Here is a 23,652-nt window from a genome sequence, read left to right on the forward strand (position 1 = left end):
ATTGTCCGGCGTGGTCGACTTCCGCGATGAGCTGCAAGCCTGCGTTCCGGCCCTGCGCCGCTATGCCCGCGCGCTCACTCGCAATATCGATCACGCCGACGATCTGGTGCAGGATTGCCTCGAACGCGCCATGTCACGCCGCCTGCTCTTCCGGCCGCGCGGCCCGCTGCGCCCCTGGCTGTTCACCATCCTCACCAATCTGCATCGCAACACCCTGCGGAACCGGCGCCGTCATGGCGAGATGGTCGACATCGATACTCTGCCCGATCTCGCCGTCCCCGCTCCGCAACCGGGGCATCTTGCCCTGGCCGAACTCGCCCGCGCCATCGAAACCCTGCCCCTCGAACAAAAGGAAGCCCTGCTGCTGGTGACCCTTGAAGGCCTCCCCTATGCCGACGCCGCCGCCATTCTTGGCATCCCCACCGGCACTTTGATGAGCCGCCTCGGCCGGGCCCGCTCCACCCTGCGCGCCCTGACCGGCACCCCTGCCGAGCCGCATCTGAGGACCGTCAAATGAGTGCTCCCGATCGCGACCTGCTGATGGCCTATGTCGATGGCCAGCTCGATGCCGGGGCCCGCGCCGCGCTCGAGGCCGATCCTGTCGCCATGGCCGAGATTGCCGCGCTGCAGCGCCAGTCCGATGCCATCCGCACCCTCTACGCCCCTGCCGGCGCCGAACCCGTGCCCGTCCGGCTCGATCCGCATCGCCTCGCCGCCCACCAGGCCCGCCGCACCCGGGCAGCCCTCGGCCGCGCCGCCATGTTCGTCGCCGTGCTCGGCCTGGGCATCGCCGCCGGCTGGTGGCTCCGCCCCGCCAGCCACGCGCCCGAGCTCTATGACCGGTTGATCGCCAATGCCGTCAGTGCACACACCGTCTATGTCGCGGAAAACCGCCATGCCGTGGAAGTCGCCGGCGACGACAGCGCCCATCTTTCGAGCTGGCTGTCCAACCGCCTCGCCACGACTCTGGCCATGCCCGACCTGTCGGCGGACGGCTTCACTTTTCTCGGCGGCCGCCTGCTGCCCGCCCCCGAGATCGCCGGTGGCCGCGCCGCGCAATTGATGTACGAGGATGGCTCGGGCGCGCGCCTCACGCTCTACATCACCCCGTCCTCGGGCATTGACGGCCCCAGCTATGAGGCGGTCGATTTCGGCCTCGATACCGCGCTCTATTGGGCCGACGACACCTTTACCTGCACCCTGGTCGGCCCGCAGCCGGTCGACAGGCTCGAGGCGCTCCTCACCACCATCGCTGCCCAGCTCAGCCCGGGCTCCCCCGGCTCGCCCTATCGCGCGCTCTGAGCCAGGGGCGCATTGCGCGGCGGAATATCGTTTGAATAGATGGTGTGCAGGCCGATATTGGCAATGTCGCGCTCCCCGCACAGGGCCATGGTGGTATCGAGTTCCTTGCGGATGATCTCGAGCACCCTGTGCACCCCGGCCTCCCCGCCCGCGCCCAGGCCATAGAGCATCGGCCGGCCGATAAAGGTGGATCTGGCGCCATAGGCCAGCGCCTTGATCACATCCTGCCCCGAGCGGATGCCGCTATCGAGATAGACCTCAGTCCGGTGCCCCACCCGGTCGACGATCTCGGGCAAGACGCGGATCGTCGACGGCGCCCCGTCCAGCTGCCGGCCGCCATGGTTGGAAACGACGATGGCATCAGCGCCATTGTCGACCGCCGCCTGGGCATCATCGGCGTCGAGCACGCCCTTGACAATCACCGGCCCCCCGAACCGCTCCTTGATCCAGCGCACATCGCCCCAGTTGAGGGTGGGATCGAACTGGCTCGCCGTCCAGGCCGAGAGCGAGGCCAGGTCATGGTCGCCCCCCACATGGCCCACGATATTGCGGAACGTGTGCCGTTTGGTCCCCAGCATGCGCAGGCACCAGAGCGGATGCTGCATCATCTGCCAGATCGAATAGGGCGTGAACTTGGGCGGCGTGGCCAGCCCATTGCGGATATCCTTGTGCCGCTGCCCCAGGATCTGCAGATCCATGGTCAGGATCAGCGCCGAACATTTCGCCGCCTTGGCCCGGTCGATCAGCCGGTTGATGAAGTCCCGGTCGCGCATCACATAGAGCTGGAACCAGAACGGAGCACTGGTATTTTCCGCCACGTCCTCGATCGAGCAGACGCTCATGGTCGAAAGCGAAAACGGAATGCCGAAGCGCTCCGCGGCCTTGGCCGCCTTGATCTCGCCGTCCGCGGTTTGCATGCCGCCCGTGGCGGCCGGGGCGATGGCCACCGGCATGGCGATCTCCTTGCCGAGCATCCTGACCTTGAGATTACGCCCCTCAAGGTTCACCGCCACCTTCTGGTTGAGCAGGATCTTGCCGAAATCGCTCTCATTGTCCCGATAAGTGCCTTCGGTGTAGGAGCCGCTATCGGCATATTCGAAGAACATCTTGGGCACCCGGCGATGCGCCAGGCGCTTCATTTCCGCGACGGTCAGCACCTTGTCGATGGCAGGCATGCGGGGTCTCCGGGCTCAGCACTCACGTCCCCCGCAACTAACATGTTAGTTGCGGAAGTCAAATGGCCTCGGAACGCTATACGCCGAAAAGCTTATCGCAGGGCCACGTTCGCGCGCCGGTTGACCATCAGCGTCGCGAACACCACGACAAAGGCGAAAAACACCATGCCTCCGGCTAGGACATGCGCCTTGTCCCATTCCAGCCGCTCGACAAAGTCGTAGATGGCGATGGAAAGCACCTTCGTCTCGCCCGGAATATTGCCCCCGATCATCAGCACCACGCCGAATTCTCCGATCGTATGGGCAAAGGTCATGATCGCACCCACGAGATATCCCGGCCGCGCCAGCGGCAGCATCACGCGAAAGAACAGATGCAGCCGGCTGGCGCCCAGGGTCGCAGCGGCCTCCATCACCTCGCTCTCGATCGCAGCAAAGCAGTTGCGCAGCGGCTGCACCATGAAGGGGAGCGAGCCGACCACGCCGCCGATCACGAGGCCCGCAAACGAAAAGGCCAGCGTCCTTGCGCCCCATAGCCCTGCCAGCCATCCGCCCGGTCCATTGGGTCCCAGCGCCAGCAACAGATAAAAGCCCAGCACGGTGGGCGGCAGCACCAGCGGCATGGTCACCAGAGCCCCCACAGCCTCTTTGCCAACGCCCCGCCCATGCGCCAGCCATAAGGCCAGCGGCGTTCCGATCACCACAAGGATGGCTGTCACGCAAAGTGCCAGCGAGATGGTCAGGCTGATTGGAGCCATGAGTGCATTGAAATCCATCTAGCCTCCAATGCCGGACCGTCTCACGGCACCGAATACCCGGCGGCTTCGATCACGGCCACGGCCGCATCGGATTTCAGGAAGTCCACGAAAGCCAAAGCCGCCGGATTGTCCGCGCCCGCCTCGAGCAACACCGCGCCCTGCGCAATCGGCGCATGCAGGTCAGCTGGCACCAGCCATTGATCGTTTTGCCCCTGCACCTGGCTCGCGGCCACGAAGCCGAGTTCGGCATTGCCGCTTACGATAAATTGCAGTGTCTGGGAGATAGTTTCCCCCTGCACCAATTTGGGCTCCACAAGCGCGTAAAGGCCGAGCGCCGTCAGCGTCTCCACCGCTGCCTGCCCATAGGGCGCAGACGCCGGGTCGGCTATGGCGAGTTTCTGGAAAGGGCCCGATAGCGCCGCTGCCCCATCGCTGAGATCGCGACCCGGACCATAGAGCGCCAGCCGCCCTTCGGCATAAACAAAGAACGACCCATCGACGGCAAGGCCCTCATCGATTGCCTTTTCCGGTCGTGTGCGATCGGCCGCGAGAAACACCCCGAACGGCGCAGCCTGGCTGATCTGGGCATAAAGCTGCCCGGTCGCCCCGAAGCTGAGCTGCGCCGTGTGGCCGGTCTGCTCTTTGAACAAGGCCGCCAGGTCTTCCGCCACGGCAGTAAAATTGGCGGCCACGGCCACATGCACATTGTCTGCGAAAGTGGGCAGCGCCGTCGCGGTCAGCAGGGCTGTGGCAAGGAGGAGGCGGGGCACGTCAGGCTCCGATATGTTTTCTTAAACATATCGTCGACCAAAGAGCAGGACGACGCAAGCGATATGTTCGTCAGGAAATATCGGACAAGAGCGCCCGCAGCGCCGCAACATCATCGGCGACGGCACGTTCCGTCTTGCGCTGCATGTCCCGGTAATGGGCCAGGACCTTTTGCCCGAGCGGCGTCAAAACCGCCCCGCCCTGCCCGACCCCGCCGCGATTGGTTTCCACCAGCGGCGCGCCAAACCCATCATTGAGCGCCTGCACCAGGCCCCAGGCCCGCTTGTAGCTCATTCCCATCGCCTTGCCCGCCGCAGAGATGGAGCCGGTCTTGGCAATTCCCTCGAGCAGATCGGCCCGCCCCGGCCCGATATAGGCCGAGTCCGATAGAACGATGCGCAGGTGGCCAAGGGCCTGGCGGGGTTCGGTCATCGCGCTTTGTACCCCAACCAGCCGGGCGGTGGCGACGGTCGACACTCTTGCAAGTCAGGTCTTACCCTCGCAGGGCGCTCGCTTCCTGCGCCAGAGCCTCGATCCGTGCGAAATCCCCGCCTGCCAGGGCATCGGCCGGCATGATCCAGCTGCCGCCCACGCAGATCACATTGGGCAGGCTGAGATAGGTCTTGGCCTTTTCGGCATCGATCCCGCCGGTCGGGCAGAAGGTAATGTCCGGCAGCGGCGAGGCGAAGGCCTTGAGCACCGGGGCGCCCCCCAATGCTTCGGCCGGGAAGAACTTGAGGAAGGAATAGCCGCGCTCGGCTGCAGCCATCGCCTCGGTCGGGGTGCCGATGCCGGGCAGGAGCGGAATGGCGACATCGTCGGCCGCGTCGAGCAGGCGCGGCGAGGCGCCCGGAGACACCATGAAGCGGCAGCCCGCATCCACCGACGCCTTCATGTGGCCGGCATTGCGCACTGTGCCCGAGCCGACGATGGCGCCGGTCACCTTGGCCATCTCTTCCATCACCTTGAGCGCATTGGGGGTGCGCAGCGTCACCTCCAGCACCGGCAGGCCACCGGCCACCAGGGCTTCGGCCAGCGGCCGGGCCTGCGCCACGTCATCAAGAATGATGACCGGCACGACCGGGGCCAGCGACAGAATGGAGCGGATGGCGTTTGCGTCCTGCGGCATGACAAATAGTCCTCTTCTGGAAGAAGTCGGCAAAAGCGTTAGGCGTCCGGCAAACTTCCCGCAAGGCCATTCATTGAAATGAAAGGCAAAAATCCCTAGGTTCCGCGCACTGGAGCGGGGGCGGCGGACGCGACCCCGGCAGGGAGGCCCCCATGGTGCAGATGATCAATGCCTTGACCCCGCTATCCGAGGCCCGCGCCATCCTGGCCGACAGCTTCGATCTGAAATTTTCCAAGGCGGTGGAACGCGAAACCGAAACCGTCTTCGAGCGGGTCAAGGACAAGATCCCGGAAATCGAATGGTCCTTCTATGCGCCGCTGATCGTGCAGATCAACCGGCTCAAAAAGGAGAAGGACGCGGTCATCCTCGCCCACAATTACCAGACCCCGCAGATCTATCACGGCGTCGCCGACGTCGTCGGCGACAGCCTGCAATTGGCCATCGAGGCCACGCGGGTCCACCAATCGGTCATCGTGCAGTGCGGCGTCCATTTCATGGCCGAAACCTCCAAGATGCTGAACCCGGAAAAGACCGTACTCATTCCCGACAGCCGCGCCGGGTGCTCGCTCTCCGAGAGCATCACCGCCGAGGATGTCATGGCCATGCGCGCCCGCTATCCCGGCGTGCCCGTCGTCACCTATGTGAACACATCCGCTGCCGTCAAAGCCGTCACCGACGTCTGCTGCACCTCGTCCAACGCGCTCGACATCGTCAACCGGGTCGAGGGCGACACGGTGATGATGATCCCCGATCAGTACCTGGCCAAGAACACCGCCAAGAAGACCCATAAGAATATCATCACCTGGGCCGGGGCCTGCGAGGTTCACGAAACCTTCACCGCCGAGGACATCGCCGAGCTGCGCCATGCCTATCCGGCAGCCAAGATCATCGCCCATCCCGAATGCCCGCCCGAAGTGATCGACGCGGTCGACTTTGCCGGCTCCACGGCCGCCATGATCGATTGGGTCAAGACCACAAAACCACCTCGCGTGGTCATGGTCACCGAATGCTCCATGTCCGATAATGTGGCTTCCGAGACCACCGGCGTCGATTTCCTGCGCGGCTGCAACATCTGCCCGCACATGAAGCGCATCAATCTCGAAAATGTCCTGTGGTCGCTGCACACGATGAGCGAGGAAGTCACCATTCCTGCCGACATTATCGGCCCCGCCCGCCAGGCGGTGGAACGCATGATCGAAATGAGCCGCAAGCGCGACTAACCCTTCCGCGTCCGCGACGCCAAAGCACCTTCGAGCGCAATAAAGGCCAAGGCCTTCATGGGCGCAGCTGGCCAGGCCCGAAGGGGGTAGAGCCCAGGGCGCTATCCCGGGCGCCTTGCCACGAGATCGATCTCCACCAGCGCCCCCACCGCCAAGGCCGTCACGCCCACCGTGGTCCGCGCCGGCAACTTGCCGGTTTCGAAAAAGCGCGGCCAGAGCGCATTGAGCGCGGCATAATCGCGCTCGAACTGGGTGAGATAGATCCGCGCCATGGTCACATGCTCGAGCCCCAGCCCGATCCCCCCAAGAACGATCTTGAGATTGTCCACCACGCGCCTCGTCTGCGCCTCGATCCCCTCGGGCAAGGGCGCATCGGGCGCGTCCGGATCGGTCGGCATCTGGCCGGTCACGAAGACCCAGCCATCTGTTTCCACCGCGTGGCTGAACGGAGCGACCGGACGGGGGCCGGTCGAAATCATGTGGTGCAGCAGATCCGACATCGTATCTTCTCATTAGCGGGCTGAGGCGAAGCTCAACGTGAACAGTCTGTTGACCGCAGCCACCGACTTGCGATGCCGCGGCGAAAGTCCCACATTGTCGGCGACAAACGAGAAAGGCGCCAGCCATGGCCGACACCGAATACGCCATCGTCCACGAGAAAAGCCCCGCCGGCGGTCGCTATGTCATTGATCTGGCGCCGGGTTTGGAGGCCGAGATGACCTATCGCCAGGCCGCTGACGGTCCCATGGTCATCGACCATACCGGCGTTCCGCCGCAGTTCGAGGGTCGCGGCATCGCGCTCCAGCTGGTCAAGGCCGCCATTGCCGACGCTCGGGAAAAAGGCTTTAAGATCAAGCCTGTATGCCCCTATGTCGTCGTCCAGTTCCGCCGCCATCCTGACTGGGCCGACCTTCTGGCGCAGGCCTAGTAGCCGAACCGAATTTCGTCAGCGCCATCAACGAGATAACCCTCGATATCCTCCCACTTGACCCGCACTTCGGGCGCGCCATAGGCATAGGCCGCGATCTCATAGGGCTGAAACTGGATCACCAGCGCGTAGGGGTCCGACAGATCCCAGCGCTGCGGATCGACCACGGCCTCGGCCATATAGCTGGTATCGTCCAGCATCAGGTTGTCGCCATGCTCCGCCTCGGCGGCAGCAAGCGCCAGGTCCACCAGCGCCGCCTCCCAGCCTTCGCCGGAAAACAGGTCGCTGGCCTGCATGAAGCGACCTTCCTTCACCAGGTAATGGCGGTAGAAAATGCCCCAATTGCCATGCGCAGCGCCGTGTCCATACCAATAGGTTGTGCCATTGAGCGTGATCCGGCTCGCCCCGGCAACCGCTTCCAGCCCCAGGGAATTGTCGGTATCGCTCGTGCTGCCGTCGTCCTCGCTGTCCGGGCCGATCGTACCGGCAATCACCGGCGACAGCGCGAGGGCATCTTCAGCAATTGCAGCGTTGAAATCGGCTGCAAAATCCTGCGCTCCGTCGATTTCGATCCAGCTCAGCTCATGATGCGCGACAGGCGACCAGGAGTCTGGATTATCGATTTCATTAGGATCCGGCAGCGCCTCGTAACGGGCCATCGGGTAAAAACGAATCCCCTCGACCATGCGGCTCTGCTCCAACACCGTGCTTCGGCTGTTGAAGATTTCAACCAGACAAGACACACCCCGATCGTCATAAACCCCGACTACCAAGGGCTTGGCGTCGCGGGAGCAGGCCCGCTGCGCATAGCTCAGCCACTCCCTTTGCCCCGTTCGCACCGCACCCCGCGCGGCCTCGGAAAGCCCGCCGACAGCACTCTCATAGGTAGCGGCCAGCCGCGTATCGGCAGCGGAAAGCTCAGGATTGTCGCAGATGGCCCGCTCGAACGGCGTCCCCGCCTTGGTACAATCAAAGCTGGCCGCATGAGCGGCAATCGAGGGTGCACCGAAAAGACCGAGCAGCGCTGCTGGAAGGACGAAAAGGCGGGTCATCAGAGCCTCCGACTGAGAGTCGAACAAGAGGTTATCAACATGCAAGGCTGACGTCACCACAGGAGCGGTCAAGCGCGGCGGGGTTGAGGCTGCATGTCGGCGTCGAAGACCACCAACTGATCCCGGCCCCGGGCTTTCGCCAGATAAAGGGCAGCATCAGCCATATCTACCGCGATCTCCAGTCGGTCGCCCGCATCGGCCAGAGAGGCCCCGATGCTGACGGAAATCTCCATGTCGCGCTGGTCGGGCAGCGCAACAGGACTTGTCCGCATGGCAGCGAGCACCGCCTGCGCCAAGGCGCGAAGGGAAAGGCCGGACGCTTCGGGCAGAAGAACGATATATTCGTCCCCGCCCCAACGCGCGCAGATGCCGTCGCGACCCGTGGCGGCCTCGATGCGCCGCGCAACATCACCGACCACAACGTCCCCGGCGGCATGGCCGAACGTGTCATTTATGGCCTTGAACTGGTCGATATCGATCAGCAATAGACCATATGATGCTGTGCCGGCGATCTGCTTATGAGCGGCAGCAAATCCCCGCCGATTGAGAACGCCGGTTTGCCCGTCGCGGAAGGCCAGCAATTGCAATTCCCGCGTGCGCTCGTCGACGCGCGCCTCAAGAAGGCGCGTATTGTCATCGACCGCATTGGCCATTTCCGCAAAGGCAGCGCCGAGCCTGTCGATTTCGTCCCCCGCCGCATTGCCGAACCCGAAGGCAGGGCCAAAAGTGCACGATCGCGCCTCGCGCACAACGGTTTCAAGCACCACCAGGCGATCAAGGACGGTTCTCTTGAAAACCAGGGTGAGAAGGGCCGCGACGCCCCCCATGACGGCGATGAGCAAGATGCCTACGGGCAGGAACAGGCGTCGGTCGATGATGGCATCGACATCCATAAGCGTCACATTGTACCAGCCCAACCGGTCGAGATAACCCACCCCGACCAGGGTCTGCTGGCCGCCGATGTCGACAAAGGCCGAGCGCACCATAGTCCCGCCAGCCGAGACATCGTCCATCAGGGCTTGCAGCGTCTGTCGATCCGAAGCCGTGTCGACCAGCGAAAAAACGCTGCGCTTGTCACGCATCTCGGCGGAAAGGCTGGCCAGATCGACGAGGTCCTGGTTCCGGTGTGCCTGGACCTGCCCCCGGCGATCCACGAACATGGACGTCACGCCTGTCTGCGGAACATTCACCACTTCCTGGATGAAAGCGGTCAGATCGATGCCCGTGCCCAGAACGCCCAGGACTTTGCGTCCTTCGCGAATGACACAATTCATCCAAACCTTGGTGACGCGCAGGTTGGCGTCATTATCGACATTGAGATGGCAGCCTTCACCCAGCGCCTTGGTCGAAAAATACCACAAATCCCTCGGGTTCTGCGGATCGACCGCATAGCGGCGTTGATTGCCGGCATAGGAATTGGCTGCATCGTTGAAATAGTAGTTCCCCGACCCGTCGATGACGAAGAAATAGGAGCCGTCCGCAAAACTCTGCCGGTAATGTTCCAGTTCGGCGAGACCGCGACGCGTCAGGAGCGGATCATCCTCGTTGCGTGCCCAGTCACGGATCGCCTGGCTACCGGCGAGAGCCTCCGCCAGCGCCACCTCGCGCATCAGCGCGCCCAATCCACGGTGCCGGTCATAGAGCACCTGCTTTTCTGCAAAGAGCGTGCCGAGCTGGATGATCGTGGAATTGGTGATCCAGGTGAACGCAGCATAGGCGGGAACGGCCACGGCGGCAAAGCCGAGCAGGACGAAAACCACCACCCTGAGGGACAGGGTTCGGGCAATGTGATGACCGATGAAGCGGATGGGACACCTCGTAGAGGGACCCATATTCGCCGCCAAACGCTCAAGAACCGGTTAAAAAGCCAGTCACGCCAAAAGGCTGGATCAGATGAACTGCTGAACCGCCATGATCTCTTCCTGGCGGATTTCATGGCCGCCAGCATGCCACGCCAGGCGACTTTCGGCGCCGTTGGCGCTGAAATAATCGGCCAGAGCCTGCGTAGCGGCGGCAGGCGCTATCGGATCGCGCTGCCCGGCTGTAATCAACACCTTCCGTCCGGAAAAGTTGGCCGCCTGCGGCGCAAAGGGGATCAGCGGATGCATAAGGATAGCCTGGTCGAACAGCGCCGGCGCGGCGAACATAACCGAAGCCAAAATATTGGCACCGTTGGAATATCCCAGACCGATGACGCGAGAGGGGCGGACCGCACCGATCTGCTCGGCGATAAATTCCGCCATTTTTTCCGTGCGCTGTGCGAGGTCGGCCATGTCATAGACGCCTTCACCGGTGCGGCGGAAATAGCGCAGCGCACCATGCTCGCTGACATCCCCGCGCGGAGCTACGCGCCGCGCCTGCGGCAGCAATTGGCCGGCAATCTCGAAGAACTGGTTTTCGTCTCCACCCGTCCCATGGAACAGGAAAATGACCGGGGAGTCAGGATTGGCGCCATCTGCGGCACGGAACTGATATGGGCTCATCGCATGATCTCCTGTTCTGCTTCCGATATCGGCGGTTTGGCGCCAAGGCGCAATAACTGCGCATCGTCACGCTCTGTTGCCTAATGGGAAACAATGCCGAAGATGGCAAAGGGCCAATCTGCTGTTGCTTAAGGCCGGTAGCCCGCCAGGATCGCTGCGCGCAATGCCTCTGCAGCGGCCGCCGCAGCCTGCTCGCCGGCCCCGATTGCTGAGGCCCGCTCTGTGGGCGAAAGCTTGCCGCCTTGATAGGACGTGTCGCTGGCGCGCGTGGCGGTAAACACTGTCTCGTCACCGCGCGCAATTTTCAGCGTGGCCGTCACGCGCACGGCTACAGGCTCTCCCACCAAGATCGAACTGGACAGCGACCCGGCCAGAGTGCTGCTGGAAACGGTCACCGAAACGATGGGGTCGGTGGGGCCCGGCGGCTCCGGGAAGGCAACCTTCAGCCGATTGAGGATGACTTGTTCCAGTCGGTTTGTGGGCGGGGCGAAATTGAACCGGGCCAAAGCCATGCCGCCGCCGGCGCGATCGCCATAGACCGGCGCAAAGCTGGTGCAGCTTGCAAGGCCGAGTGCCAGCACGCCGGCCCCGATGACCGCGAAAGTGCGTCGTCTGTTCACAAGGGCCTCTCTTTGCTACTGCATCAGATTGGGCAATGGCAGGGTGTTCGAAAAACCGGCGTCAAAACCCGCCGGTGCCATCAAGCGGAACGATACGGTGGCACGCAGGTCGTTCGGCGTCCGGTGCGTTGCTCCCGTGCGCGTCAGATTGGCACCGACATTGAGATAGCCGTCATTATAGGTCAGCCCGCCGCCAGCCTGAAGGAACGTGTTACCAGAAATGTCCCAATAGTAATTGCCGTGCGCCGACCAATATTCGTCGATGGGCAGGCTTACGTCTCCACCCAGCTCGTGCAGGTCCCTGACATTGCCGGCCGCTGCGACGGCTTCTGCATAGCGATAATTGAGCGCCCCGCTCCAGCCATCTTGCGCATAGGACACACCGAGGCCGGCGCGGGCGATGTCGAATGTTGCAGTATCGACCTGCACCTTGCCTCCCAGTCGTACACGGTCTGCCAGGACGCCATAGGCTCCCAGAACCGCATAGGATGAGGTGGCTTCAAGGCCTGAACCCACGCCAGCGTTCTGCCGATTGGCCATGGCGAAAGCATTGTCTCCCGCCAGCTGGAAGGATTGCCCGGCAATCAACTCGAGATGATTGCCATCGTCGAAACTCGCCAGATAGCGGCCGCCCAGATTCATGCGAAGACCGGTTTCCTGGCGGTCGATCCCCGTAAACCGGTTATAGCTAAAAAGGTTGGCATCGTCGAAAACCACGCTTTGCGAATCCTCATTGGTAATCCCCGGCTGGACGCTCGAGGCACCGCGATAGACGATCTGCGCAATGGGTTCGACGAGGTGGGTGATGCCTGGACTGCGCGCCGCAAGCGGATAGCGCAGGTCAAGTGCGGCAACCGGGGTAACGCCCAGCAGCGTCCCGTCGGCCGGGGCCTGCACAGCAGGGTCGAAAACCTGTCCGGTGCTCCGGTCGTAACTGGCGGCGTCCAGGCGAATTCCGGCAAAGGGCGTCAGGACGGCACCGCCAGCGATCCATTGGTTTTGCCAGCTGGCCTGGGCCATGCCATGAAGCCTCGTACCGGCATAGCCGTAATCATAGGCCACGCCATTGAAAGTGCTCCCATTGTCCCGCACGCGGTGAATATTGAGCACTCGTCCCTCTACGGTGACGTGGCCGGCGCCAGGCGCCAGCTTGAAAGTGCGTTCGACACGCACATTGGGCAGCGCCAATCCCTGTTGTTCGCGCGTTTGATTGGCGACGTCACCGAGCAGGTTATATTGCTGAACCCGCGCATCGACATAGGTCTCGGCCGTCAGGTGCGTGGCATAAACCTCGTTGATTCCGGCGCGACGGGGGTCGAGCAGGTAATCCTGAAAATAGGCACTGTCCGAAAATGCCGCATAGGCAAAACCCAGGGTCCAGTCTTCGATCGGCTGGAACTCGCCCTGCGCCTGCACTGCGCCCCGCATGTCGCGCCGGGCATCGGGGAATGTGAAGGCAGCCTTGTCGAGCTGGTAGAGCCCCGACGCCTTGATCCGCATCGAGCCTTGGTCGAACCTTTGCACCCATTCCGCACCGAGAAGAAAACCTTGGCGCGAGAGGAGGGTCGGGGTCAGGACAATATCGGTACTGCGCGTCGAATAGACCGGCAGGGATACCTCGGCCTTGACCCCGATCTGCTCGCTGTAGGCAAGGCTGGGTCTCGGCAGCATGGCAAGTGAACTGTCGCTGAGATCTGGCAGCCAGAGATAGGGCAGCCACGCCACCGGCACGCCCAAAAGAGACAGAACAGGCTGCTCGAAGCTGATCGAGCCGTCCTCGGCGCTTTGCACGACTTTGGCAGCGCTGATTGACCAGCCGATGCGCCGGCCGCGATTGTCGACACACTCGCCGCAGGGGGCGTATTGCGCGTTGGTCAGAATGGAGCGCAATTCCTGGTCGAAATCGGCACTGTCAGCGCTGATGCGGGAGCCATCGCTCGCTGTGATGGTCATGGAATCAAGCACGGTGCGCTTGAGCCCGCCGGTCAGCGCCAGCCTCGCGCTCTGAGAGACATTGCCGGCAGGGTCGGTGACCCGGACATCGCCCAGAACCTCCATCTCGCCGCTCGTTCGGCGATAGACCAGCTCATTGCCGGCGATCGTATAGCCGCTGATGCGCACGACCACGTCCCCACGGGCCGTGATGATGTTGGCGACCGAATCGAAAACGAGTTCCTCTGCTTCCACCGCAGTGGGCGCCGAGGGGTCGATCGGGGCATTGAAGAAATCCGCCGGCACAAGGCCCTGCGCATGAACCGGCAGAGCCGACCCAAGGCCTAGAGCCGCCAGGGCAGCCAGCACAGGCCAGCTCCGGCGCATATGGCGACGAACGCGTCTCAACACTATTGGTCCTGGCTCCCCGAATTCCCCAGAATCGGGAAATAATGGAACGCCCTGCGGCCGAACTCAAACACCAGTCGCTCCCTGTGCGCCACTCGCGGACAATCCAATGCCGCAAAGCTACCGATCAATCTAGTCCCGGGCAATGAACAATTGGCAAACCCATCCAGCGCGCCCGCCAGCTGATACGTCAGGGCAACAGATCTCGCCCCAAGTCGCATCGGAGGCGGAGGGTGTCCCAACGAAGCAATAGCCAGAAGGTGAAAATCTCAGCTGTCGACGCGCCGATGCCTGATGATCCAATGATCGATAGCAGTTTGCGGCGCGGTCACGCGGTCATAAGCACGCAACGCCCAACATGCTATCTGGACCGGCCTGAGTGGATTCCGCGACTGTCTGAGGCAAGTCGTCCGCGCACCGTGTGCGGACGAGCATCAGCAGGCCTCGTCGGCACTCACCACGGTCTTGCAGATATGAGCGCTGTCGGTCTGCTCGGCGCGGCTTTCTTCGCTCACCGCCTCAAGGCCAGCGGCCTTGCTCAGCGACACGCGGAACAGGGCAGCATCCTTGGGGTCGAGGCGGGCGAGTATGCCCTCTTCGATATGCTCGACCGCCTGGGAAAACCCGACCAGCGCCTTGGCTCCCTTGGGCGTGAGGTTGATATGGCGACTGCGACGATCATTTGGATCGCTTACGCGTCGAATGAGGTCCTCTTTCTCGAGGCCATCGAGAAGATAGGTCAAAGTGGTCTTGTCGAGCGCGATCCGCTCGGCAATGGCGATCTGGCTCTGGCAGGTTTCCCTTTGCACCAATGACATGACCATGAAGGCGCGACCACCGCCGGGAAGCCCGGTGAGCGCTGCCTCGACTTGCTTCTGGTAGTCACGCAGGAGGGTCGCCAAGGCCCAGCCAAGTGAGGCGAATGGCGGTGGCTGTGTTGACCTGTGCTCCGGATTGCTCATGTCATACATGTAGCCACCGCCATTGCTGAAGTCCAGAAGCGGTTAACCCTGCAGTCGCTGCGCAAGAACGCCCGCACTTTGGCTCGCGTGGGCATGTCCCTGCGCCAGGTTTTCCGCAGCAAGTCCGCGCAGCCCTTCCATGGCCGGATTGGTGTCTGCCAGGGTCAGCTCCACCTCGGTCGTCGCAAGGTCGAGGCCAAGAATGTCGCCCAATACGCGCTGATACCAAGCCGTGCCATGATCCCAGCCGTGCCGCGGCGTGCCGGGGCCATAGCCACCACCACGCGCGATGATCAGATGTGCGGGGCGCCCCCCGATCAGCTGAGGCTGACCGGGTGCGAAGCGGGGTTCGGTGAGCAGGATGTCGACATAGGCCTTGAAGTGCTGCGACACGCCGAAATTGTAAAATGGCAGCGCAAAAACGTACGCGTCCGCGTTCAGCAATTCATCGGCCAGAAGGGTGCCGAGCGCGAGACCCTCCTTTTGCTCGACCGACCTCTGTTCTGCCGGCACGTGCGGAGCGAATACTGCACCGGCCCAGGCATGCGCCGGCAAAGGGCTCAGCCCGATGTCGCGCGCGACGACACTGGCTTGCCCCAGGCGCGCGATGAGCTCGCCCTGCAGCGTGTCGGCAACGGCTCTTGTCACTGAGCCCTGCGCTCGAATGCTGGCGTCGAGACGAAAAATCGTGGTCATCGTATGTAATCCATATCATATAGATACAGATCATATATATAACAGATGATCTGAATTCAAGACGATTCCAACGTCCGTTCAGATCGAGCTATGAGGGTAAGTGATATTTGCTACTGCTCTCCGATAACGACGCCCTGATCACCTGCACCACCGCATTGCGTTCGCCTTACTCCACCCCTATCTGATCACCATGCCCGCCAAGCCAAAGCCAAATTTACCCACCGACCTAGTGAGGGAATGGCCCTTGCCAGTTGCAGCAACGCTCGGCTCTTCGGTCCGGGCCAAGGGCTTGGTACTTGAGGTTCGGGCTGGCTTGCCATTGAATGTCAGGAAAACGCTGGACGTCATTGCTGGAGCCATGGTCCTCCGGCTGCCGGTCGAAGCACGAACTGAATTTGCCAAGGCCTCATCCATCGTCGCTCAGAAACTGGATGGCATCGAGGATCTTCCGATCATACCTCGCGAGATCGAGGACATCCTTTCCATTTCCACCACCGAGCGGCATCGCTGGCTCAAGGATGGCCGTTTGCCCAGCGCCGGAACCCGCACTGTCAAATTGGCGGGCCGCGCCAAGAAGATCACCTTCCATGTTTTCGACCCCCGCATGGTGGAAAACGTTCTCAACGAGGATCGGGTGACGACCTGGCGCGAAGATGACGCAATCGCCGCGGCAGAAAATCGGCGCAAGGCCGCCGGGAAGGCCAAGTGCCTCAAGGCCGAGAAAAAGGAACGTGCGGGCGTGGCAAGCAAGGGCGAAACACAAACCGGCCTTAAGGGCTGGGACGAGTTCGAGCGTCTAGGCCTGCTACGCTGATCGGTGGGCTGACAACTATGCCGAAATCTTGCAACGCAAATGCAGGGTACGACCAAGACGGAAGCCGGCAGCTCTATCGTAGACCACAGTAGACCACAATCGATGGTCCCGAAAAGGAAACACCCCTAAACGCCGAAGCATTTAGGGGTGCATTGGTTGCGGGAGCAGGATTTGAACCTGCGACCTTCAGGTTATGAGCCTGACGAGCTACCGGGCTGCTCCATCCCGCGTCATTCACAGCGCTTGCGGCGCGGTGTGAGGGCTATATAGGGGCTGCGCACGAAGACCTCAACCCCTTGCGACGGTTTTTTGACAGCCCTGGGGAAAATCCTCCGCCGAACCATCGGCAAGGACCGCTGAACGCTTCCTAGCGTGCCATGCCTGGTCTAGGCTCCGCGCCGAACTGGCAACCCGGAATGGAATTCGATGCAATTAAAATCACTTGGCGGCACTGACATCAGGGTCACCGATCTATGTCTGGGCACCATGACCTGGGGCAGCCAGAACACCGAGAAGGAAGGCCACGCCCAGATCGCCCTGGCGCGCGACGCGGGCATCAATTTCATGGACACCGCCGAACTCTATGCCGTTCCGGGTAGCGCCGAAACCAGCGGCCGGACCGAGGAAATCATCGGCAACTGGTTTGCCACGCATGGAGATCGGGACAAATGGGTGCTGGCCAGCAAAATTGCCGGTGGCGGCAACAGTTTCCTGCGCAACGGCCATCGCGCCGACGGGCCCTCGATTCGCCAGGCACTGGATGCCAGCCTGCGTCGGCTCAAGACCGATTATATCGATCTCTATCAGATTCACTGGGCAAGCCGGGGACATTATCACTTCGAGAATTACTGGAAATACGATCCGTCCCGCCAAGATAGCGCCGACATTCGCGCCAACATCACGGATATGCTCGAAACGCTCGGTGACCTCGTCAAGCAGGGCAAGATCCGCCATGTGGGGGTATCCAACGAAACCACTTGGGGCATTGCCCAATGGCTACGCATCGCCGAACAAAGCAACCTGCCACGCCTGGTATCGGTGCAAAACGAATATAGCCTGCTGCGCCGCCTGTTCGACCACGATCTGGCCGAGCTCAGCCATCACGAGGATGTCGGCCTTCTTGCTTATTCGCCACTGGCGGGCGGCCTGCTCACCGGGAAATATTTCAACGGGGCCACGCCAGAAGGCAGCCGCAAGGATTATCAGAAGGGCTTCTGGCGGCTGAACGCGCATTCGGATCGTGCCACGCGGGATTATCACGCACTGGCAGGCAAACACGGCCTTGACCCGGTGCAGATGGCCATCGCCTTCTGTCGCAGCCGTCCCTTCATGACCTCAACGATCATTGGCGCTACCAGCACCGAGCAGTTGACCCAGGTTCTGGGCGCAGCCGGCATGGAATTGTCATCGGATGTGCTGGCGGACATCAACGCCGTCTATCGCGACAATCCTCGCCCCATCTGAACCCTGTTTGCGAATCCCGGCGCAGCGATATAGTCGCGCCAAACAGCCTGCGCCGGGAGACGGACCGTGACGACGACGCTGACTTCGATTTTTCCTCTCTTGGTCTACCTCGCCTATAATATCGTGGTCCCGCAGATCGAAAAGCTTCGGCCCTCGCTTTCGACGATCATGAACATGCAACGTCGGCGCTGGGTGGCCAATGCGGCACGCCGCGAAAGTCCATTCGACGCGATCTTGTCGGGCAATATCATGGGTTCGGTAAGTTTCCTGGCCTCCACTTCGGTACTGCTGGTGCTGGCTGTGTTTGCGGTCTTTGGCCAATTGCCCACGCTGATGGAAACGCTCGACTCGCTCTCGCTGGAGCGCACCTACACGGTGATCGACGTGCAGATCCATCTGGCGGTCATGTTGGCCATGTTCGTTCTGGCATTCTTTGCCTTTACGCTCTCACTGCGCCAGTTCAACCATTTCTGCATCATGCTGGGCGCGCTCGACCACGATCGAGCGACAAGCGACGAGGAAATAGAGGCCATCGCCCGCATGAATGCTCTCGGCGCCAAGAACTTCAATTCCGGGATCAGGGCCTATTACTTCTCTGTCGCGACGGTTGCCTGGTTCGTGTCCGAATGGCTAGGCATCGCCGTGTGTCTCGCCACCGTCCTGGTGCTTGCGCACCGCGAATTCTTCTCGTCGGCCCATCGGACCGCCGCATCTGCCGCTGTCATTGCAGCGCGCCATCGTCGGCAAGCGCAGGACTAGGGGTCAGCACGCGCTCAAAGAACACGCCCATGTCCCGAAGGATCGGCGCGCGGAAGCGCAGCGGCTGGCTGAGCGCGAGCAGCGCGCCAGCGTGGTCAATGCCGGCATAATGATGCACCTCGGCCTGCCCTCCTGCCGCCCGCAGCAGCCTCTTCAAACTATCGCTGTTTCGTGGCAGCACCATGCGGTCCGCATCCCCTGTGCCGAGCCAGAGTGGAGGCGCCTGCTTGGTCACATGGCTGATCGGCTGGGTGGCAAGGCCGTCCGGCACGGCACCGAACACCCGGCGCGACACCTCTCCGTCAAATGGAAAGAAATCATAGGGTCCGGACAGGCCCGCCACGCCCTTTAGGAAAGGCCCCACGCCTGCCTTGGTCCGCAGGCCAGGATCCAGCGCCACCATCATCGCATTGTAGGCGCCGGCTGAGTGACCGGCGAGGGCGATGCGGCCGCTGTCCCCGCCGTAGGAGGCACTATGAGACCGGACCCAGCGAAGCGCTGCAGCACAATCGTCCAGGAATAGCGGATACTCGACTTCTGGCAGAAGGCGGTAATCCGGCACAACGACGACATAGCCCAGCGAAGCCAGAGCGTGGCCCACGAAGGCGTAAGCCTGCCTCCTGCCGCTTTCCCAGCTGCCCCCGTAGAAGAAGACGATTACCGGCAGGCTTTGCGCGTTTGCTCTGCGCGGCGCGTAGATATCGAGCCTGTGCCGCTCATGCGGACCATAGGCCAAGTCCTTGGCGATCCGGGATGAACCCCTGTCCTTGGGGATGAGCAAATTGAAAATGTCGAGAGGATCGATATGCATCGGTTCAGCCTGTGTCCGATTCACTACGCCCAGAACCCGCCCCCGGTTCAAAAACGCATTTGCAGCATGGAGATGACCAATGGCTGGCGACAATTTATGACGTTGACATTCAGGAATGGGAGGCGTTTATTCCGCGCCGTTGAGACCTATTCCTGGCCCCGCCATGCTCGTCTGCCAATGCAATATGATCACCTCTCGGGAAATCGAGGACATCGTTCTCGAGCTTCTCAAGGCCGATCCCTGGCAGCTGGTCGTGCCGGCCAAGGTCTATGCAGAGCTCAACCGCCGCGCCAAATGCTCCGGCTGCGTGCCGAATGTGGTGGACATTATCGTTCGGGTCACCGAAAATTACCATGCACAGCAAGCCCACGAGCCCGCTGAGCTGGTGACGATCCAGTCCGGACTCGAAAAGCTCAAAAAGCAACGGAATGGAGTACGTCGTGAAAGGCGAAGCACAAGTCATCGAGCGGCTTAACGAGGCCCTTTTCCTCGAGCTCGGCGCAGTCAACCAGTACTGGGTGCATTATCGGCTCCTCGACGACTGGGGATATAAGCGCCTGGCCGCAAAGGAACGTGCCGAATCCATCGAAGAGATGCACCACGCCGACAAGCTGATCGAGCGCATCATCTTCCTCGAAGGCCACCCCAACCTGCAACGCGTCGCCCCCCTGCGCATCGGCCAGACCATCAAGGAAGTGCTCGAAGCCGACCTCGCCGGCGAATATGACGCCCGGGCGGCCTACAAGGCCAGCCGCGAACTGTGCGAAGAACTCGGGGATTACGTCTCCAAGAATCTGTTCGAGGAATTGCTGGCAGACGAGGAAGGCCATATCGACTTTCTGGAAACCCAGCTTGATCTGCTCGAAAAGATTGGGGCCGAGAAATACGGCCAGCTCAATTCGGCTCCCGCCGACGAAGCGGAGTAGGCCTAAAAGACCGAATTCAGAAGCCGCCCGGAACACTTTCCGGGCGGCTTTGTTTTGCAGTGAACGATTAGGATATGCGAATGGCCTATCACACTGGACGTCTGATCGATCACATACACCTCCGCGCCCGAAATTTTGCTGCGAGCCGCCATTTCTACGAGGCGGTTTTGGTCATCCTGGACATCCCCGTCAGTGCTCGCGGCGAAGGCTGGATGCAGGTCGATGAATTGTTCATCGACGCAGCGGATGCCAAAACCCCCGTTTCGCATGTCCATCTCGCATTTCAGGCTAAGGACCGCGCCAGCGTGGACGCCTTTCATCGCGCTGCCCTTGCTGCCGGAGGCCAAGACAATGGCGCGCCGGGCGAGCGACACTACCATCCTGGATATTATGCCTGCTTCGTGCTCGACCCAGACGGGAACAATATAGAAGCCGTATACCATGGACCCAACGCGCGCTCGGCGATTTCCGTTGAGATCACGCCTGTCACCTAAGACCGGCTAGGCGCAGGCACGCCGGTCTTATTCTTCGATGGGCTGGAACATGGCGTTCAGTTGCTCGACGATCTGATCGGTCGGCATGATGGAATCCGGCAGCATTTCCGGCGCATCCGGCGCTACGGCAACATACGGCACGCCGCTGGGAAACGCGCCAAATCGCTGAAAGAACCCGACCATGTCGTCGAGAACCGGCATGCGCCAGCGCCACAGGGAGCCCATGGCGATAACCGGCTCCATATGACCGAAGCCATCGTAATATTGCGTGGTCACCCAGACGCCCTGAGCGCGCAAACGGTCGGCGAACCGCTGGGTATTCTGCATGCGGACGATGGGGTCTGTGGTGCCGGTCGCCAGATACATCGGTGGCGCTTCGGACGTGATGAGGTTGATCGGCTGCGTGCCCTCTGGACTTGGGGCCTGCCCGAAAACGTCGCGGACCTCGTTATACTCGAACGGGTAAAAGTCATAGGGGCCAGACAAGGCCGCTACGCCCAGAATCGGCATGGTCACGCCGAACTCTGCCCGAAACGAGGGATCGAGCGCCTGCATGACCGCATTATAGGCGCCAGCCGAATGACCTGCCAGAAAAAGGCGGTTTGGGTCGCCGCCAAAGTTGGCAATGTTGTCCTGCACCCAGCGCAGGGCACGCGCGCCGTCCTCAAGAAATAGCGGATAGCTGACTTCGGGATAGAGACGATAATCGGCAATGACGGTTACGAAACCGCGTGACGCCAGAGCCCGGCCGACAAATTCATATTCCCCGCGCTCGCCCCGGCTCCAGCCGCCGCCATAGATGAAGAAGACCACCGGCGCCGGCGCGCCCCGCTGCTCGGGCGCATAGACATCCAGTCGGCTGCGATTGCCGTCCCCATACGCAATGTTGCTGCCCACTTTGGACGTGCCGCCATCCATGGCGGCGGGAACGTTGAAGGGATCCATGATCGAGACCGCGTGGGCGCTGGCCGGTATGAAGGCGACCAGGACGGCAAGAACGGCAAAAGCGCGACGAAGCACAGTCATGTGAAATTCGGCCTGATGAAATGAAAATGCTTTGGCTGGCACAGCACACGCTAGCGCCAGAATGGGCGAAGGCAGGGGCGCCGTAATCCGGTCGCTGGCCTGCCCTCTGCTTAAGCGCATCCAGATTGCGCCGGCAGGGTTAACAGAGCGTTAACAATAGCCCTATCGCTTGAGCCGGTCGAGCAGCGCACCGGACACATGTCCGTCAGCAGGCAAGCCCGCACGTTGCTGGTAGGCCATCACGGCCGCCCGCGTCTTGGGGCCCACCACGCCATCGGGCGATCCGACATCGTAACCGGCCCTGTTCAGCAAGGTCTGCACTTCGGTGCGTTGCGCCCGGGTCAGCGCATAGTCTCCGCTGGGCCATGGCGTTACAAAGTCACCGCCACCGATGATCCGGTCAGCCAGATGTCCGACGGCCAGCGCATAGGAGTCGGAATTATTATAGCGTTTGATGACATCGAAATTGGGCAACAGCAGAAAGGCTGGCCCCCGCGCGCCTGCGGGCATGTAAAGCCGAGCCATGTCGGACAGGCGGGGAAAATCTCTGCCGGAAACGCGCGCAATGCCCAAGCGTTGCCACTGGCTGAGTGGCGCCTTTTCCATTTGTCGGGCTGTAGCGAAATCAAAATTTTGCGGCAGCTTGACCTCGTAGCCCCAGGTTTCGCCGGGACGCCAGTTGAAACTTTTGAGATAATTGGCCGTCGAGCCCAACGCGTCCGGCACCGAGTTCCAGATATCCTTCTTGCCGTCCCCGGTGTAATCGACGGCGTAACGCATGAAGCTGGACGGCATGAACTGGGTGTGTCCCATAGCCCCGGCCCAGGAGCCAACCATGGCATTGGGCGACACGTGGCCATCGCTGATAATGCGCAGCGCTGTTACCAGCTCGCCGCGAAAGAAGCTTTCGCGATAGCCATTCTGCGTGAGCGTGGCCAGAGCATGGATTGTGTTATTGCCGCCCATATAGCCGCCGAAATTGGTTTCCATACCCCAGATCGCGAGGACGATCTCGGGCTGTACACCGTACCGTTGCTGCACACCGGCCAGCGTCTGCGCCCATTCCCCGCGCATTGCCCGACCTTTGCCGGTCTGCGCGGCATTGACGCGACGATCGATATATTGCTGCACCGTCTGGGTGAACTCGGGCTGCCGCTTGGTCAGTTCCATCACCTGCGGAATGGGATTGTAACCAGCAAAAGCGGCGTCGAAGACCTGCCGGCTGACCCCAGCGCGCTCCACCTCGGGCCACAGGCCGCGGATGAATTCGGCGGTACTGGCCTGGCTGGCGCCCGCAGCGGAGAGAGACATCGCCAGCACGATGCTCAGCCGACGGAGAAGAGGAAGAACTCGGAACGAATGGGACATTTCGGCCTCGTGAAACGCAAAGACAAAGTCACGGCATGCCGGGCCGCATGCCGGCATGGTGGTCGCTACCGCCCCCACAGCGCGTATCTCAATTTTAACCGCTTGAATTAAGATCGCCTTAAGGCAAACCGTCTCGAGCGCTGGTCACGATCACGAAAGCGTTTGGCCGCGCCTATCCCTGATTTCCGCCCTCATCGGCATTCCAAGGCGCTGGCAATCCCGGGACATAAGAAACCCGCGGCGTCGGCTTCTCGATGTCGCGTTCCGCAAAGAGCCTCCACACGGTTTCCGAGTAAAGTCGGCCTGCACCCCATTGCTTTCCCGCGAGCGTCTTGATCCTGGCGCGCAGCTTCATCGAGGTTTGGGTGAAAGCCACCAGCACGGGAGGATCGAGTTCATCCAGAATGACGTCGCGGTGCTCGCTGTTCATAACGACGTCGAACGCGTCACGCATGGTCTGCTTTACCGCTTCAATGTCGTTGTCATAGGCCACCTCGACATCAGCAACATAAAAGGAGAAGCCGCGGACCATGTTGGAGACCTGGTCCACCGAAGAAAAG

27 protein-coding genes and 1 tRNA gene (1 of these 28 cut by a window edge) are annotated in these 23,652 nt (G+C 61.7%); 10 read left to right on the plus strand and 18 right to left on the minus strand.

Features of this window, described 5'->3' with window-relative positions; all coding sequences use genetic code 11:
- Nucleotides 1-10 precede the first annotated feature (10 nt).
- Both VE26_RS12480 and VE26_RS12485 read left to right on the plus strand, forming a co-directional pair.
- On the plus strand, nucleotides 11-517 hold the full coding sequence (locus tag VE26_RS12480; protein ID WP_046106308.1) for a sigma-70 family RNA polymerase sigma factor: 507 nt from the start codon (nucleotides 11-13) through the stop codon (nucleotides 515-517).
- Nucleotides 514-1,302, plus strand: coding sequence for an anti-sigma factor family protein (locus VE26_RS12485; RefSeq protein WP_046105576.1), 789 nt, complete (start codon nucleotides 514-516; stop codon nucleotides 1,300-1,302). The genes VE26_RS12480 and VE26_RS12485 overlap by 4 nt, the downstream gene beginning before the upstream one ends.
- On the opposite strand, the gene VE26_RS12490 is transcribed toward VE26_RS12485, so the two are convergent.
- The 5 genes from VE26_RS12490 to eda all read right to left on the minus strand — a co-directional run bounded on the left by VE26_RS12490 (nucleotide 1,287) and on the right by eda (nucleotide 5,129).
- Nucleotides 1,287-2,477, minus strand: coding sequence for an alpha-hydroxy acid oxidase (locus VE26_RS12490; protein WP_046105577.1), 1,191 nt, complete (start codon nucleotides 2,475-2,477; stop codon nucleotides 1,287-1,289). The genes VE26_RS12485 and VE26_RS12490 overlap by 16 nt on opposite strands.
- Nucleotides 2,478-2,569: 92 nt before the next feature.
- Nucleotides 2,570-3,250 (minus strand): molybdate ABC transporter permease subunit, encoded by a 681-nt coding sequence (modB, locus tag VE26_RS12495; RefSeq protein WP_046105578.1) that lies wholly within the window; start codon nucleotides 3,248-3,250, stop codon nucleotides 2,570-2,572.
- Nucleotides 3,251-3,273: 23 nt separating this feature from the next.
- Nucleotides 3,274-4,002, minus strand: coding sequence for a molybdate ABC transporter substrate-binding protein (gene modA, locus VE26_RS12500; RefSeq protein ID WP_046105579.1), 729 nt, complete (start codon nucleotides 4,000-4,002; stop codon nucleotides 3,274-3,276).
- Between the two features lie 70 nt (nucleotides 4,003-4,072).
- Nucleotides 4,073-4,432, minus strand: a complete 360-nt coding sequence (locus tag VE26_RS12505; protein ID WP_046106309.1) for a winged helix-turn-helix domain-containing protein — start codon at nucleotides 4,430-4,432, stop codon at nucleotides 4,073-4,075.
- Nucleotides 4,433-4,493: 61 nt separating this feature from the next.
- Nucleotides 4,494-5,129, minus strand: coding sequence for a bifunctional 4-hydroxy-2-oxoglutarate aldolase/2-dehydro-3-deoxy-phosphogluconate aldolase (eda, locus tag VE26_RS12510; protein ID WP_046105580.1), 636 nt, complete (start codon nucleotides 5,127-5,129; stop codon nucleotides 4,494-4,496).
- A 161-nt stretch (nucleotides 5,130-5,290) separates the two neighbouring features.
- Here eda and nadA point away from each other — a divergent pair, with 161 nt between their 5' ends.
- Nucleotides 5,291-6,349: a quinolinate synthase NadA gene (gene nadA, locus VE26_RS12515; RefSeq protein WP_046105581.1), complete on the plus strand. Its 1,059-nt coding sequence runs from the start codon at nucleotides 5,291-5,293 to the stop codon at nucleotides 6,347-6,349.
- Between the two features lie 101 nt (nucleotides 6,350-6,450).
- Here nadA and VE26_RS12520 read toward each other — a convergent pair whose 3' ends face one another.
- A complete protein-coding gene (locus VE26_RS12520; protein ID WP_200897268.1) occupies nucleotides 6,451-6,840 on the minus strand; it encodes a RidA family protein in 390 nt (129 codons plus the stop codon).
- Nucleotides 6,841-6,974: 134 nt separating this feature from the next.
- On the opposite strand from VE26_RS12520, the gene VE26_RS12525 reads away from it, so the two are divergent.
- Nucleotides 6,975-7,277 carry a GNAT family N-acetyltransferase gene (locus VE26_RS12525; RefSeq protein ID WP_046105582.1) on the plus strand — a complete coding sequence of 101 codons (303 nt, stop codon included), beginning with the start codon at nucleotides 6,975-6,977 and terminating at the stop codon, nucleotides 7,275-7,277.
- On the opposite strand, the gene VE26_RS17195 is transcribed toward VE26_RS12525, so the two are convergent.
- The 7 genes from VE26_RS17195 to VE26_RS12560 all read right to left on the minus strand — a co-directional run bounded on the left by VE26_RS17195 (nucleotide 7,274) and on the right by VE26_RS12560 (nucleotide 15,430).
- Entirely contained in the window at nucleotides 7,274-8,329 is a 1,056-nt protein-coding gene (locus tag VE26_RS17195) for a DUF3298 domain-containing protein (RefSeq protein ID WP_152658838.1), read from the minus strand. The two genes, VE26_RS12525 and VE26_RS17195, sit on opposite strands and share 4 nt — an antisense overlap.
- Before the next feature lie 68 nt (nucleotides 8,330-8,397).
- Entirely contained in the window at nucleotides 8,398-10,161 is a 1,764-nt protein-coding gene (locus tag VE26_RS12535; RefSeq protein ID WP_244465694.1) for a sensor domain-containing diguanylate cyclase, read from the minus strand.
- Between the two features lie 57 nt (nucleotides 10,162-10,218).
- Complete coding sequence (locus VE26_RS12540) at nucleotides 10,219-10,812, minus strand: alpha/beta hydrolase (RefSeq protein WP_046105583.1); 594 nt, start codon at nucleotides 10,810-10,812, stop codon at nucleotides 10,219-10,221.
- A 128-nt stretch (nucleotides 10,813-10,940) separates the two neighbouring features.
- On the minus strand, nucleotides 10,941-11,432 hold the full coding sequence (locus VE26_RS12545) for a hypothetical protein (protein WP_046105584.1): 492 nt from the start codon (nucleotides 11,430-11,432) through the stop codon (nucleotides 10,941-10,943).
- A gap of 15 nt (nucleotides 11,433-11,447) precedes the next feature.
- Nucleotides 11,448-13,772: an LPS-assembly protein LptD gene (locus tag VE26_RS12550; protein WP_152658839.1), complete on the minus strand. Its 2,325-nt coding sequence runs from the start codon at nucleotides 13,770-13,772 to the stop codon at nucleotides 11,448-11,450.
- 434 nt (nucleotides 13,773-14,206) lie between these two features.
- Nucleotides 14,207-14,674 carry a MarR family winged helix-turn-helix transcriptional regulator gene (locus tag VE26_RS12555; protein WP_052715889.1) on the minus strand — a complete coding sequence of 156 codons (468 nt, stop codon included), beginning with the start codon at nucleotides 14,672-14,674 and terminating at the stop codon, nucleotides 14,207-14,209.
- Nucleotides 14,675-14,776: 102 nt separating this feature from the next.
- Nucleotides 14,777-15,430: an FMN-dependent NADH-azoreductase gene (locus VE26_RS12560; RefSeq protein WP_046105586.1), complete on the minus strand. Its 654-nt coding sequence runs from the start codon at nucleotides 15,428-15,430 to the stop codon at nucleotides 14,777-14,779.
- Nucleotides 15,431-15,620: 190 nt separating this feature from the next.
- On the opposite strand from VE26_RS12560, the gene VE26_RS12565 reads away from it, so the two are divergent.
- Nucleotides 15,621-16,244 carry a hypothetical protein gene (locus VE26_RS12565; protein WP_046105587.1) on the plus strand — a complete coding sequence of 208 codons (624 nt, stop codon included), beginning with the start codon at nucleotides 15,621-15,623 and terminating at the stop codon, nucleotides 16,242-16,244.
- A gap of 153 nt (nucleotides 16,245-16,397) precedes the next feature.
- Here the strand turns inward: VE26_RS12565 and VE26_RS12570 are convergent.
- Nucleotides 16,398-16,474, minus strand: a tRNA-Met gene (locus VE26_RS12570).
- Between the two features lie 196 nt (nucleotides 16,475-16,670).
- Here VE26_RS12570 and VE26_RS12575 point away from each other — a divergent pair.
- Together VE26_RS12575 and VE26_RS12580 are read left to right on the plus strand one after the other, a co-directional pair.
- On the plus strand, nucleotides 16,671-17,708 hold the full coding sequence (locus VE26_RS12575; protein WP_046105588.1) for an aldo/keto reductase: 1,038 nt from the start codon (nucleotides 16,671-16,673) through the stop codon (nucleotides 17,706-17,708).
- A 66-nt stretch (nucleotides 17,709-17,774) separates the two neighbouring features.
- Entirely contained in the window at nucleotides 17,775-18,467 is a 693-nt protein-coding gene (locus VE26_RS12580; protein ID WP_046105589.1) for a DUF599 domain-containing protein, read from the plus strand.
- Here the strand turns inward: VE26_RS12580 and VE26_RS12585 are convergent.
- Nucleotides 18,430-19,278: an alpha/beta hydrolase gene (locus VE26_RS12585; RefSeq protein ID WP_052715890.1), complete on the minus strand. Its 849-nt coding sequence runs from the start codon at nucleotides 19,276-19,278 to the stop codon at nucleotides 18,430-18,432. The two genes, VE26_RS12580 and VE26_RS12585, sit on opposite strands and share 38 nt — an antisense overlap.
- Nucleotides 19,279-19,441: 163 nt before the next feature.
- On the opposite strand from VE26_RS12585, the gene VE26_RS12590 reads away from it, so the two are divergent.
- The 3 genes from VE26_RS12590 (at nucleotide 19,442) to VE26_RS12600 (ending at nucleotide 20,698) form a co-directional block, all read left to right on the plus strand.
- Complete coding sequence (locus tag VE26_RS12590; protein ID WP_046105590.1) at nucleotides 19,442-19,753, plus strand: (2Fe-2S)-binding protein; 312 nt, start codon at nucleotides 19,442-19,444, stop codon at nucleotides 19,751-19,753.
- Nucleotides 19,719-20,204 carry a bacterioferritin gene (gene bfr, locus VE26_RS12595; RefSeq protein WP_046105591.1) on the plus strand — a complete coding sequence of 162 codons (486 nt, stop codon included), beginning with the start codon at nucleotides 19,719-19,721 and terminating at the stop codon, nucleotides 20,202-20,204. The genes VE26_RS12590 and bfr overlap by 35 nt, the downstream gene beginning before the upstream one ends.
- A gap of 80 nt (nucleotides 20,205-20,284) precedes the next feature.
- Entirely contained in the window at nucleotides 20,285-20,698 is a 414-nt protein-coding gene (locus VE26_RS12600) for a VOC family protein (protein ID WP_046105592.1), read from the plus strand.
- Nucleotides 20,699-20,725: 27 nt separating this feature from the next.
- Here the strand turns inward: VE26_RS12600 and VE26_RS12605 are convergent, their stop codons facing one another.
- The 3 genes from VE26_RS12605 to VE26_RS12615 form a co-directional block, all read right to left on the minus strand.
- Nucleotides 20,726-21,724 (minus strand): alpha/beta hydrolase, encoded by a 999-nt coding sequence (locus tag VE26_RS12605; RefSeq protein ID WP_244465695.1) that lies wholly within the window; start codon nucleotides 21,722-21,724, stop codon nucleotides 20,726-20,728.
- 162 nt (nucleotides 21,725-21,886) lie between these two features.
- Nucleotides 21,887-23,092 (minus strand): lytic murein transglycosylase, encoded by a 1,206-nt coding sequence (locus VE26_RS12610; RefSeq protein WP_046105593.1) that lies wholly within the window; start codon nucleotides 23,090-23,092, stop codon nucleotides 21,887-21,889.
- Nucleotides 23,093-23,264: 172 nt separating this feature from the next.
- Nucleotides 23,265-23,652, minus strand: partial view of a mechanosensitive ion channel domain-containing protein gene (locus VE26_RS12615; protein WP_052715891.1) — the 3' portion only. 1,769 nt of this gene lie beyond the right edge of the window; the window shows 388 of its 2,157 coding nt (coding positions 1,770-2,157); the start codon falls outside the window, past its right edge; its stop codon occupies nucleotides 23,265-23,267.

The sequence above is a fragment of the Devosia chinhatensis genome (genome assembly GCF_000969445.1).
Taxonomy (GTDB): domain Bacteria; phylum Pseudomonadota; class Alphaproteobacteria; order Rhizobiales; family Devosiaceae; genus Devosia; species Devosia chinhatensis.

Excerpts from the sequence above, each read along its gene's own strand:
- VE26_RS12485 (WP_046105576.1), top strand. The coding sequence starts at position 514 with ATGAGTGCTCCCGATCGCGACCTGCTGATGGCCTATGTCGATGGCCAG.
- VE26_RS12490 (WP_046105577.1), bottom strand. The coding sequence starts at position 2,477 with ATGCCTGCCATCGACAAGGTGCTGACCGTCGCGGAAATGAAGCGCCTG.
- modB (WP_046105578.1), bottom strand. The coding sequence starts at position 3,250 with ATGGATTTCAATGCACTCATGGCTCCAATCAGCCTGACCATCTCGCTG.
- VE26_RS12505 (WP_046106309.1), bottom strand. The coding sequence starts at position 4,432 with ATGACCGAACCCCGCCAGGCCCTTGGCCACCTGCGCATCGTTCTATCG.
- eda (WP_046105580.1), bottom strand. The coding sequence starts at position 5,129 with ATGCCGCAGGACGCAAACGCCATCCGCTCCATTCTGTCGCTGGCCCCG.
- nadA (WP_046105581.1), top strand. The coding sequence starts at position 5,291 with ATGATCAATGCCTTGACCCCGCTATCCGAGGCCCGCGCCATCCTGGCC.
- VE26_RS12525 (WP_046105582.1), top strand. The coding sequence starts at position 6,975 with ATGGCCGACACCGAATACGCCATCGTCCACGAGAAAAGCCCCGCCGGC.
- VE26_RS17195 (WP_152658838.1), bottom strand. The coding sequence starts at position 8,329 with ATGACCCGCCTTTTCGTCCTTCCAGCAGCGCTGCTCGGTCTTTTCGGT.
- VE26_RS12535 (WP_244465694.1), bottom strand. The coding sequence starts at position 10,161 with ATGGGTCCCTCTACGAGGTGTCCCATCCGCTTCATCGGTCATCACATT.
- VE26_RS12540 (WP_046105583.1), bottom strand. The coding sequence starts at position 10,812 with ATGAGCCCATATCAGTTCCGTGCCGCAGATGGCGCCAATCCTGACTCC.
- VE26_RS12560 (WP_046105586.1), bottom strand. The coding sequence starts at position 15,430 with ATGACCACGATTTTTCGTCTCGACGCCAGCATTCGAGCGCAGGGCTCA.
- VE26_RS12565 (WP_046105587.1), top strand. The coding sequence starts at position 15,621 with ATGCCCGCCAAGCCAAAGCCAAATTTACCCACCGACCTAGTGAGGGAA.
- VE26_RS12575 (WP_046105588.1), top strand. The coding sequence starts at position 16,671 with ATGCAATTAAAATCACTTGGCGGCACTGACATCAGGGTCACCGATCTA.
- VE26_RS12585 (WP_052715890.1), bottom strand. The coding sequence starts at position 19,278 with ATGCATATCGATCCTCTCGACATTTTCAATTTGCTCATCCCCAAGGAC.
- VE26_RS12590 (WP_046105590.1), top strand. The coding sequence starts at position 19,442 with ATGCTCGTCTGCCAATGCAATATGATCACCTCTCGGGAAATCGAGGAC.
- VE26_RS12600 (WP_046105592.1), top strand. The coding sequence starts at position 20,285 with ATGGCCTATCACACTGGACGTCTGATCGATCACATACACCTCCGCGCC.
- VE26_RS12605 (WP_244465695.1), bottom strand. The coding sequence starts at position 21,724 with ATGACTGTGCTTCGTCGCGCTTTTGCCGTTCTTGCCGTCCTGGTCGCC.
- VE26_RS12610 (WP_046105593.1), bottom strand. The coding sequence starts at position 23,092 with ATGTCCCATTCGTTCCGAGTTCTTCCTCTTCTCCGTCGGCTGAGCATC.